Raw genomic sequence first — 10,307 nt, 5'->3', positions numbered from 1 at the left:
CCATTGACTACGAGTATACCCCCGCCAGCCACGTCACCTGGCTCTTGCTCGCCAACATGGCCTTATGCCTAAACCGGCTTGCCTAAATTCCCAAACACCCTCTTAATCTCCCCGGCCCGCCCACCAGCGGGCCGGTTTCGTTTCCCACCGCCCCTCCGGTCACCCACGCTGCCCCTGCGATGCTTCACGGTGGCCCTGCGTTCGTTCACGGCCTCCCTCCGATGGTTCACACCGCCTCTGCGATGGTTCACGGCCTCTATCCGATCATTCACACCGCCCCTCCGTTCGTTCACGCCCTCTCTGCGTTCATTCACGGCGCCCCTCCGTTCGTTCACGCCCTCTCTGCGTTCATTCACGCCGGTGGGGAGGGCATTGCTACCGCCATTAGGGCGGTTGGTCCTGCCAGCACGGCTGTCGGTACCGACCTCATGCATAGCCTATTGCTTACAAGCCGGATAGGTGCTACCGTTGAGCCAGTATTCACCTCAACTCTCCTATTCTTATGAAGCAGACCAAACCCGAGGACCGCCAGTATGCCGGCCCCGACAGTGAAATGCGCCAGAACATGCGCACCATGCACAGCCATTACCTGGCCGACCTGACGGCCTTTACCGCCTTCAACCCCACTTTCAGCGCTGCCTTCGGCACCCAGTGGCTCATGGCCCTCGAAGCGGCCGATGCGGCCAAGCCGGGGGCGGCGTTGCGCCACGAGCTGAAGGAGGACACCCAGGCCGTGGATGCGCTGATGGACAAGGCCCGCACCCAGGTGCAGGCGCTGTTTTACTACGTCGAGCAGGCCTTTCCCAACAACCCCGGCCGCCTCGACCAGTACGGCAAAAAGCAGTACGCCCAGGCCCGGCAGAAGCACGACAAGATGCGGGCCCTGCTGCCCGGCGCCCTGCAGGCCGCCACCCGCGACCAAGCCCAGCTCACCCCGCACGGCTTCAGCGCCGCCAAGCTCGCCGACCTCCGGCAGCTCGCCCAGGACCTGGAAGCGGCCGACACCGGCCAGGAGATGCGCAAGGGCACCAACACCGAGGGCTCCGACGACTACGTGCGCGTGCAGAACGCGGCCTATCAGTTCGGGCAGCAGGTGAGCCGGGCCGCCAAGGTGGCCTTCGTCGCAAGCCCCGTCAAGCAGCAGCTCTACCGCCTGTCCACCGCCCCCGGCGCCGAAAAAACCAGCCAGAAACCAGCGGCGCCGGCTGCCTGAACCGGGTTGCGCCGGCACCAGGCCCCACTGCCCGCGGCCGGGTGGTGGGGCTTTTGCGTGGGCCCCAGGGTGCCCGGGCCGTCCGGGTGGGGTAGCACCCGGCGCGGAATACGCCCGCTTGGCCGCCTATCTGCTATCATTGCACCGCTTATCCCGATTTTCCAACGGCTTCGTTCCGGCATGTTTCTTCTTCTTGGCCTCACGCTGGGGCTCACCCTGCTGAGCTTATTTTGCTACTACCGCCGCCACGACCGGGCCGCCATCGGGGCGCTGATGGGAGCGGGCCTGAGCTTACGGCTGGTCATGGCCACCGTCGACCCGTTTCTGCACGACTTCGACGAGAAGTACCACGCCCTGGTGGCCAAGAATATGCTGGCCGACTGGACCACCCCCATTCTGCGCCTGCACCCGGTGCTGCCCTACAACTACCAGACCTGGTGCTGCAACCACATCTGGGTGCACAAGCAGCCGCTGTTTCTGTGGCAGATGACGCTGAGCATGCACCTGTTCGGGGTCAGTGAGCTGGCCGTGCGCCTGCCCAGCGTGCTGCTCACCACCCTGCTGATCTGGCCCGTGTACCGCATCGGCAAGCTGGCCTACAACCGGGCGGCGGGCTACTTCACGGCCCTGCTGCTGGTGTTTGCCCAGTACCAGCTCGAGCTGATCAGCGGCGGACAGAGCGTGGACCACAGCGACATTGCGTTTCTGTTTTACATCACGGCCAGCATCTGGGCCTACGTCGAAAGCCAGCAGCCGGGGGCCAGGGTCTGGCGCTGGAGTCTGCTGGCGGGCCTGCTGGCCGGGGCCGCCACGCTCTGCAAGTGGCTGCCGGGGCTGGTGGTGTACGCCGGCTGGGGCCTCACCCTGCTCAGCACGCCCGCCCGCCGCCGGCAGCCGGCCGAGTACCTGCGGCTGGGCGCCTCGGGGCTGGTGGCGCTGGCCGTGTTTCTGCCCTGGCAGCTCTACATTCACCACCGCTTCCCGGTGGAAAGCGCCTACGAGCAGCAGTTTTCGGCTATTCACTTCTGGAAAGCGGTGGAAGGGCAAGGTGGGCCGTGGTACTTCTACTTCCGCAACCTGTTTTACCAGTACCAGTGGCTGCTGCCCTTCATCGTGGGCGGCCTGGTGCTGGCCCTGCGCCGGCCGAGGCCCGCCCTGCGGCCTTTGCTGCTGATCTGCGCGGTGGTATTCCTGTTTTTCTCGGCGGCGGCCACCAAGATGCCGTCCTACACCTACATCGTATCGCCGCTGCTGCTCTTGCTGGTGGGCATTGTGTGCGCCGAGAGTGAGCAGCACCTGCTGGGCAGCGGCACCCGGGCCGCTACCGTGGGCTGGACCCTGCTCCTGCTGCTGATTGTGCTGCTCAACCTGCGTCCCGACGCCCTGCTCAAGCACCACACCCTGCGGTTTGCCAAGTCAAGCCGCACGTTTCGGGAGCAGAAGCTTCAGCACACCGCCGTCTACCGCCAGCTCGACGCCCTGGTGCCGCCGGGCTACGTGGTGTTCAATACGACTGCGCTGGAGGACGTAGAGGCCATGTTCTACTCCAGCCGCAATGTGTACTCGTGGTGGCCTACGGAGGCCGAGTACCGGTCGTTGCGCGCCCGGGGCATCCGCCTGGCCACCTTCCCCGACCATGGCCAGCAGGTGCTGCCCGCCTATATGCGTGGCCCCGACGTGCTGGTCATCAAGGCGCCCCTGCAAAGCTGGTAGCGGGCCCGGGCAAGCGCCGCTAACAGCACCGCCCCCGCTCGGGCGGCCGGCCGGCACGCTGAACGGGGGCGGAAAACGGGCGGCTTCTCCTAAGGAAGCCTCAACCTGGGCTTAGCGGACCGGCACGGGGTCGTCGCGGCGCAGCATGCTGTCGAGGCTCCAGATACCGGGGCCGTGGGCCCAGATGTAGAGAAACACGAAGCAGTAGAGTACTGCCAGCTCGCCCTCGTTGATGATGGGCAGGGCGCCGTTGGGGGCGTGGGCCATGAAGTAGGCCACGGCCATGGTGCCGCTGCACAAAAAGGCGGCAATGCGGGTGAGCAGCCCCAGGGCAACGAGCAGGCCGCCCACCAGCTCGATGATGCCGGCCACGCCCATCAGGCCGGCCAGCGCCACGGCGGGCTTGTCGCCAGGGGAGCCGAGCAGCTTCTGGCTGCCGTGCATGGCAAACAGGAGGCCCACCACGATGCGCAGCAGGGCAAACACGTAGGGCGAGTAGCGGGAAATCGTGTCGTTCATGGCGTTGGCAGGGTTAGAAGTGACGGGGAGAAAGAAACGGCGGCTAACACGGTTTCGCAGTCAGGGGACGCCGTAACGCGAAGTTTTACTTCGCGAAGCCCGGCCCGAGCCGGCCGTAGCCGTCAGCAACGCAGCGCAGCACGGGCACCAGGTTGGGGCAGCCAAACGGGGTGGCAAACAGTAGGACCAGGCCGCCGCTGCCGTTGCGGGCATATAGGTCGGCGCCGCGCCCGGTGAGCAGATCTGCGGGACGGTCGGAGGGAAAGGATATGGAAAGCAGCACCGCCGTTGGCAAGGGTGGCGGCCCTAGTACGGCCGGCCCCGAAAATGGATTGGCCGGATACCAGGCGGAGTGCGGGCAGTACGGGTACTATGGGTCGGCCGGCGCTGCCCCTAGGGCCACTTCCCCACCCTGGCTTTGCGCTTCACTTCCGTCTGGTATTTTGATTGAAGCGCAGCAGAGGGCAAGGACTGCCACTGCGTCTCCGCACTACGCACTACGCAGTTCAACGCCCAAAGCTCTTCCGCGGGGTACGACAGGGGCGTTGAGCGGTGAAGCTGGTTGGTCACTTAAGCAGGCAGGTCCTTCGGTCCGCTTACGCTTCCCTCAGGAGGACAGCCGTTTTTGCCGGGCAGAGAAAAAGCAGCAAGGACGACTGGGAAAACGACCGCCGCCCGGGCAGGGCAACCAGCCGGTTGGGAACAGGTACGGGCACTAAAAAAGCGGCCCCGCTATTCAGCAGGGCCGCTTTCTGATTGCGCTACCCGGCGGGCAGCGCAGTAGCTGAGGCTAGCGTACGGTGAGGCGGGCGCTGGCCGGCTGGCCGTTGCCGAGCGTGGCCTGCAGGTGGTAGAGACCTGGCGTGAGGCCGGTCAGAGCTACCGGGCAGGCGCCGGCCGTGGCGGGCAACGTCTGCTCCCGCACGGTGCGGCCCAGGGCATCGGTCAGCACCAGGCGGCCGCCGCCCACGGGCAGCATCAGCATGGCCTGCTCCGAGGCCGGGTTCGGATACACGCTCAGCGCCAGGGCAACCTGCGCGGGGCGGCTGGCGGTGATGGTCCCCCCGGCGTTGAGCTTGGCCACGAAGGCGTTGATGCCTACGCCGCTTGTCGCAATAGTGCCGAAGGTAGCGTTGCCGCCCACGACGCCCGCCACGTAGGCGTTGCCCAGGGCGTCGGCGGCCACGTCGAGGCCAATTACGCCATTATTCTGGCCCGGGCTGGATACCTTATCCGCCCATACGGCATTGCCCTGCCCATTGAAGCGGGCCACGTACAGGTCGCCGTTGTCGTTGTTGACGGCCGTGAGCGTGGTGGAGCCGAAGGTGAGGGAGCCCAGGAAGTTGCCGGTCAGGTACAGGCCACCCTTGCCGTCGTACGCCACCCCGTAGCCGGAAATATAGCTCGTTTCGGTGGGCGTAATCTTCCGCGACCAAAGGTTGACACCCTGGCTGTTGTAGCGTCCCAGGAAAATGCTGTTACCGTCCTCGGTGCCATTGAAAAAGTAGTCGGTGTACCCACCCACGGCAACGTTGCCCGCCGCATCGACGGCAATGCTGCTGCCGGAGTCCCCGTTGGTCGCAACCCCGAAGCGCTGGGCCCATTGCACGGTGCCCTGGGTGTCGTATTTTACCACAAACCCATCCTCATCATTGCTTCCCCCCGTCGTCAGCGTAGTAGTGCCGAAGGTGGCCGAATTGGAGAATGAGCCCGTGAGGTAGGCATTGCCGGCCGCGTCCGTGGTCAGGGCGTAGCCGTAGTCGGAGTCGGCGCCCCCGGCGGTACGCGCCCACACGACGGTGCCGGCCGGGGTGAGCTTGAAGAGGAAAATATTCTCGTTGCTAGCCGTAACGGGGGTGCCGCCGAAGCTGAGCGAGCCGCTGAAGTCGCCGCCCACGTAGATGTTGCCCAGGGCATCAGTACCGGCCGTAGCGGCGTAGGCATCCCCGTTGGCGGTAGCGCCCCCGGCGCGGGCCCAGAGCAGGTTGCCCTGCGGGTCGAACTTAGCCACGTACGAGTCGGTGACGCCGGGACCCGCAGTGGTCAGCGGAGCAATAGTGGTGTTGCTGAAGCTCAGGGAGCCGCCAAAATAGCCGGTCAGAATAGCGTTGCCCGCGGCATCGACGGCTACTGCCGCCCGCGTTTCGCCGTCCGTTTCCAGCGCGTAGCGGATCCAGACCAGCGTCCCGTTCGCGTCGTACTTGGCCACGTAGATGCCCGATTGGGAGGAGCCCACGGGTAGCGTAGTGCCCCCAAAATTTACGGGACCCGCAAAAGCACCGCTTACGAACCGGCTGCCGTCAGCGGCTACCGCCACCTTTTCGGCCTGGGCGCCACTGGAGGCCGCGGCCGCCGTGGAGCGCTGTACGGAAGCCCAGGTGGGAGCCGCAACCTGCGCCTGGGTAGTGAGGGCCGGGAAGCCCAGGGCCGCCAGCAACGTCAGGCGGGACAACAGGGAGGAAATAGAAGTATGCATGAGAATGAGGTATGGGTTAGGTGAATACGAAAGCGAAAGTACGGCAGCGCCCCTTCCCGGCAAGCGGGGCCAGCAAATTTATCCGCAGCTACGGCCGGCAGCAGCGGAGGGCCACCCGGCCGTTCAAAGTATTCTCAGGAGGAAGAAGCCGCCGGGAAGGTTGCATGGGCCGGCTCCGGCCCACGCAACCTTCCCGGCGGCTTTCTGATTTCCGGGGCCGCTCAGCGGCGAATCCAGCGCCCTACAGCTCCCCCAGCCGCCGGCCCTGCTGCCGGGCGTGGCGCCCGTGCTTGGCCTGACCGATAACCTGCGCCGCATAAATGCCGTGGTGCCCGGAAAACAGGTAGGCCACCACGCAGGCCAGGCCCAGGTACAGGCCGCTTTGCCCCCCAAACAGCTCCAGGCCCATCAGGGTGCAGGCCAGGGGCGTGTTGGCCGCTCCCGCAAAGACGCCCACAAAGCCCATGGCGGCCAGTAGCGCCACCGGCAGCGGCAGCACCAGCGCCAGCGCCGAGCCCAGGGCCGCCCCGATGAAGAACAGCGGCGTCACCTCCCCGCCCTTGAAGCCGCAGCCCAGCGTGAGGGCCGTCAGCAGCAGCTTCCAGGCAAAATCGGAGCCCGCCAGCGGAGCCCGGAAAGCGTCCAGAATCACGGGAATGCCCAGGCCCACGTAGCGCGTAGTACCCAGCGCCCCCACGATAAGCAGCAGCAGCACCCCTCCCAGCACCGGCCGCAGCGGGGGGTAGGTCAGGCGCGCAAACTGCCGGCTGATCCAGTGCGTGAGCGTGGCAAAGGTGCGGGCCGTGAGCCCAAACAAGGCTCCGGCCAGCAGAGTACAGCCCACCGCCAGCGGCGTAACGGGCAGCGCCGCCAGCGGCGGGTACGCCGTGTGGCCCACGCCCCAGGCCCGGGTCACGTAGTCGGCGCTGACGGCAGCCAGGAAAGCGGGCACCAAGGCATCGTAGCGCAAACGGCCCAGCAGCAACACTTCCAGCCCGAACACGGCGCCGGCCAGCGGCGTGCCGAACACCGACGCGAAGCCGGCGCTCATGCCGGCAATGAGCAGCAGGCGCCGGTCGCGGGGGCGCAGGCCAAACCAGCGGGTGAGCTCATCGGCCAGCGCGCCGCCCATCTGCACGGCGGTGCCCTCGCGCCCGGCCGAGCCGCCGACCAGGTGGGTGAGCAGGGTGCTGCCCAGCACCAGCGGCACCAGCCGCCGCGGAATCAGGGTGCGGGGAGCCTGAATCTCGTCCAGAATCAGGTTGTTGCCCCGTACTACTCCCCTACCGACATAATGATAAGCCAGGCCGATAACCAGTCCGGCCACGGGCAGCAGCAGCAGCGCCCACTCGTGCAGCTCCCGCCAGCGCGTCACCCAGTCGAGCGACACCAGAAACAGCGCCGACGCCGAGCCGGCCAGCGCCCCGACCAGCAGGCTCAGCAGCAGCCAGCGCAGCAGAAAGTGAAGGGTAACCAACACGTCGGAAGACCGCAGGCGGGCGGGCAGCAGGCGAAGAAAGGCGGAGTAGCGCGGCATAAAGCAAACCATACGATGAAACCCGGGCCGCCGGCAGAGCAGCCCCTTGCGTAGGAATCATCAGCGCAAAGCCCGGAGCTTCGGCGGTTCGCGGTGGAAATCCATCACCGTATGCGGGGCCAAGGTAGACATAATCTGCTTCCGCCGGCAGCCCACACCTAGCGCGCCAGGCTTTGCCAGGCCGGGTCCGGCGCGGCCGACGGCCGGGGGCGGGCCAGCACCCGGCGCAGCTTGCTCACGTTGTCGACCTCATAGGCATCCGGCGCCGCCGTCACTACCTCCCTAATACGGGCTTTGGAACGGGCGCCAAAAGTTACCACTGCCAGGCCCAGAGCGTGGGCCTGCCCGACGTTGGCGGGGGTAGTAAGCCGGGTATTGAGCACCACCGCATCCACGTTCAGGCGGCGGGCTTCCCGCAGGTTCGGGGCAAAGTCCCGGGTTATCTCGTAGCCCTGCGGCGCGGCCGGCCACAGGCGGCGCAGGCGCTGGAGCGTGGGCACCTGGTCGGAGACGAACAGCACCCGGTCGGCCGGCACGTGGTAGCGCTGCAGCAGCCGCACCAGCTGCCGGGCCAGGGCCGCCGAGTGCACCAGCCGCTGCCCGGGGCTCAGGCAGGGCAGATCTTCGTGCAGGTCGAGGTGGAGGTAGGGAAACCCGGGGCGGCGGGCCAGGCGGGCCAGCAGCGTGTCGAAGGTGATGATCCGCTCGTGCTGCAGCCAGTCGTAGGGCCAGCCCCCCTGGTAGCGCAGCCGGGTGAGGGCGGCGGCCGGATGCTCATTGGTGCAGCCCCGGCCGGTTTTGGTCATCGTGTTCAGCGTCACGTCGTGGTAGAGCACGGGCACGCTGTCCTGGCTGAGCTGCAGGTCCACTTCGAGGCCCTCGGCGCCGTCGCGCAGGGCTTTCAGCTCACTGCGCAGGCTGCTGGGCGGCAGCGGGTTGAACGTATTGAAGGGGCGAAAGAATCCGGAGCCCGCGTGCCCCACCACCACCAGGCGGCCCGGCTCCCGCCGCAGGGTCGCCGACTGGGCCCAGGCCGTGGAGTAAGCCAGCAGGAAGGCTGCGCACAGCAGCCCACAGCGTTTGTTCATACAGCACCCCGGCCCGGAACAGTCCCCCGGCCGGCGGTTGTATTCCCTACGCCGGACGCCGGGTTCCGGTTTGGCCTACTTGGTCGGCCGGCCCCTCAGAACATGCCGTTGGCGTGGGCCTGCAGCGCGGGCACCACCTGCAGCACGTCCCAGTGCTCCACAATTTTACCGTCCTCGTCGAAGCGGAAGATGTCGATGCCGGCGTAGTCGTGGTCGTGGGGCCAGTGCTGGTGGCAGTGCAGCACTACCAGGTCGTCCTCGGCTACGGCCCGCTTCACCTCCACCCGCTTGCCCGGGTACTCCCGCGCCATCCGCTCGAAATAGTCGATAAAAGCCTGCTGGCCGCTGCCCACGTGGGGGTTGTGCTGAGTGTAGTCGGCGCCTACGTACCGGGCTACGGCCGCCGCGGGCTGGCCCTGGTTGAACATCAGGTCGTAGAAATCAATGGCGTGCTGCTTATTCCGGGCGGGGGAGCTGGGCATAGCGGGAGCTGGTTTGAAGCGAAGAAGCTGGTTTGAAGCGCAGAAGAAGCCCGGGCTACCCCAGCGTGGTGGCCAGCCAGGCAAACAGCGTGCGGTACACCTGCGCCCGCACCGCCGGCGCCGACAGCACCAGGTCGTGCAGGCCGCCGGCAATGGCCTGCACCGTCACCCGCTCCCCCAGCCGGGGCGCCAGCGTCCGGATGTCGCGCACGTTGAGCACAATGTCGGCCCGGAAGAACTCGTCATTCCAGCCTTTGCCGGCCGCCGTTTGCTGGGAGTGCAGCACCAGCACCGGCACCGCAATGGCCAGCCCGCGCCGGACGCGCTGGTGGCCGGCATGGATGGCCCGCAGCCAGCCCAGCGTCACGGGAAATATGTCCAGCGGCTTCCAGGGCAGATAATAGTCCCACTCGCCGCGGTACTGCTGGTGCAGGCTCTCCCCGTACACGGAGGGCAGCATAGCGGGCAGCTTCAGGTCGGGGGCAAACCGGCCCGCTGCCGCCGCCAGGGGCACGCCCACGTGCCGGTTGACCCAGCTCTGGTGCATAGCCAGAAACGGGCTGTTCAGAAACAGCGCCGACACGGCCCCGCGGTTGCGGCCGTCCTGGCAGTACAGGGCCGTGACCAGGCCGCCGGTAGAGTGGCCGCTGAGCACAATCTGGTCGTGGCCCTCGGCCTGCATGACGGTCAGCGCGTCGTCGAGGTCGGCGTAGTACTCGCGCAGGTTGCGCACGTGGTTGGGCTGCTGGTGGGGCAGCCAGGAGCGGCCGTACTTGCGCAGGTCGAGGGCGTAGAAGCGGTAGCCGTGCTGCTGGTACTGGGCGGCCATTTCCTGCTGAAAGAAATAGTCGTTGAATCCGTGCACGTAGAGCACGGCCCGGCGGCCGGGCTGGGTAGCGCGGCGGCGCACCAGGGTGCTCTGCACCGGGCCCTCGTAGTCGGCGGGCTGGGGCAGAATGAGCTGCTCGAAGTCGGGGCCGAGCATATCGGGCTGGTAGGAGTTGGCGGCGGGCATACGCAAAGCGAAAACGGGCGGGGTTTATGAAACGCTTACGGCCGGCTCCGCTAGGTGTATAGTCCCAGCGTGAGGTGGGTCGGGTCCTGGGTAAAGTTAACTGAGTTTTTCTGCCACTGGGCACACACAAATTCATGTGGCGTGAGGCCGCGTAAGGTTTTGAGCCTTTTGGCGTGGTTGTAGGCCAGCAAAAAGGCTTGTAGGTGCTCGTTGAGCTCTTGCGTCGTCTGATAGTGGAAGCGCTGGACGGTGGCTTCTTTAAGC

9 protein-coding genes, 1 pseudogene and 1 riboswitch are annotated in these 10,307 nt (G+C 66.6%); of the genes and pseudogenes, 2 read left to right on the top strand and 8 right to left on the bottom strand.

Features of this window, described 5'->3' with window-relative positions; translation table 11 throughout:
- Window positions 1–502: 502 nt before the first annotated feature.
- On the top strand, window positions 503–1,213 hold the full coding sequence (locus ABD842_RS08275) for a hypothetical protein (RefSeq protein WP_345112487.1): 711 nt from the start codon (window positions 503–505) through the stop codon (window positions 1,211–1,213).
- 180 nt (window positions 1,214–1,393) lie between these two features.
- A complete protein-coding gene (locus ABD842_RS08270) occupies window positions 1,394–2,926 on the top strand; it encodes an ArnT family glycosyltransferase (protein WP_345112485.1) in 1,533 nt (510 codons plus the stop codon).
- A 111-nt stretch (window positions 2,927–3,037) separates the two neighbouring features.
- On the opposite strand, the gene ABD842_RS08265 is transcribed toward ABD842_RS08270, so the two are convergent.
- The 8 genes and pseudogenes from ABD842_RS08265 to ABD842_RS08230 all read right to left on the bottom strand — a co-directional run.
- Entirely contained in the window at window positions 3,038–3,445 is a 408-nt protein-coding gene (locus tag ABD842_RS08265; protein ID WP_345112483.1) for a DoxX family protein, read from the bottom strand.
- Window positions 3,446–3,530: 85 nt separating this feature from the next.
- Window positions 3,531–3,728 carry a hypothetical protein gene (locus tag ABD842_RS08260; RefSeq protein ID WP_345112481.1) on the bottom strand — a complete coding sequence of 66 codons (198 nt, stop codon included), beginning with the start codon at window positions 3,726–3,728 and terminating at the stop codon, window positions 3,531–3,533.
- Between the two features lie 507 nt (window positions 3,729–4,235).
- Window positions 4,236–5,921, bottom strand: coding sequence for an SBBP repeat-containing protein (locus ABD842_RS08255; RefSeq protein ID WP_345112479.1), 1,686 nt, complete (start codon window positions 5,919–5,921; stop codon window positions 4,236–4,238).
- A 241-nt stretch (window positions 5,922–6,162) separates the two neighbouring features.
- Complete coding sequence (locus ABD842_RS08250; protein ID WP_345112478.1) at window positions 6,163–7,458, bottom strand: chloride channel protein; 1,296 nt, start codon at window positions 7,456–7,458, stop codon at window positions 6,163–6,165.
- 44 nt (window positions 7,459–7,502) lie between these two features.
- Window positions 7,503–7,576: riboswitch (Fluoride riboswitch) on the bottom strand.
- A gap of 40 nt (window positions 7,577–7,616) precedes the next feature.
- On the bottom strand, window positions 7,617–8,546 hold the full coding sequence (locus tag ABD842_RS08245; RefSeq protein ID WP_345112476.1) for a glycerophosphodiester phosphodiesterase: 930 nt from the start codon (window positions 8,544–8,546) through the stop codon (window positions 7,617–7,619).
- A gap of 95 nt (window positions 8,547–8,641) precedes the next feature.
- Window positions 8,642–9,028: a nuclear transport factor 2 family protein gene (locus ABD842_RS08240; RefSeq protein ID WP_345112474.1), complete on the bottom strand. Its 387-nt coding sequence runs from the start codon at window positions 9,026–9,028 to the stop codon at window positions 8,642–8,644.
- Window positions 9,029–9,083: 55 nt separating this feature from the next.
- The gene (locus ABD842_RS08235; protein WP_345112472.1) at window positions 9,084–10,043 is read right to left on the bottom strand and encodes an alpha/beta hydrolase; all 960 of its coding nucleotides are present in this window, start codon (window positions 10,041–10,043) and stop codon (window positions 9,084–9,086) included.
- A gap of 50 nt (window positions 10,044–10,093) precedes the next feature.
- Window positions 10,094–10,307, bottom strand: a pseudogene (locus ABD842_RS08230) (IS3 family transposase); the annotation flags it as partial.

Origin of the sequence: Hymenobacter algoricola, from assembly GCF_039539525.1 — a bacterium.
GTDB lineage: Bacteria > Bacteroidota > Bacteroidia > Cytophagales > Hymenobacteraceae > Hymenobacter > Hymenobacter algoricola.
This window is presented reverse-complemented; position numbering and strand designations above follow the sequence as displayed.

Excerpts from the sequence above, each read along its gene's own strand:
- ABD842_RS08250 (WP_345112478.1), bottom strand. The coding sequence starts at position 7,458 with ATGCCGCGCTACTCCGCCTTTCTTCGCCTGCTGCCCGCCCGCCTGCGG.
- ABD842_RS08245 (WP_345112476.1), bottom strand. The coding sequence starts at position 8,546 with ATGAACAAACGCTGTGGGCTGCTGTGCGCAGCCTTCCTGCTGGCTTAC.
- ABD842_RS08240 (WP_345112474.1), bottom strand. The coding sequence starts at position 9,028 with ATGCCCAGCTCCCCCGCCCGGAATAAGCAGCACGCCATTGATTTCTAC.
- ABD842_RS08275 (WP_345112487.1), top strand. The coding sequence starts at position 503 with ATGAAGCAGACCAAACCCGAGGACCGCCAGTATGCCGGCCCCGACAGT.
- ABD842_RS08270 (WP_345112485.1), top strand. The coding sequence starts at position 1,394 with ATGTTTCTTCTTCTTGGCCTCACGCTGGGGCTCACCCTGCTGAGCTTA.
- ABD842_RS08255 (WP_345112479.1), bottom strand. The coding sequence starts at position 5,921 with ATGCATACTTCTATTTCCTCCCTGTTGTCCCGCCTGACGTTGCTGGCG.
- ABD842_RS08235 (WP_345112472.1), bottom strand. The coding sequence starts at position 10,043 with ATGCCCGCCGCCAACTCCTACCAGCCCGATATGCTCGGCCCCGACTTC.
- ABD842_RS08265 (WP_345112483.1), bottom strand. The coding sequence starts at position 3,445 with ATGAACGACACGATTTCCCGCTACTCGCCCTACGTGTTTGCCCTGCTG.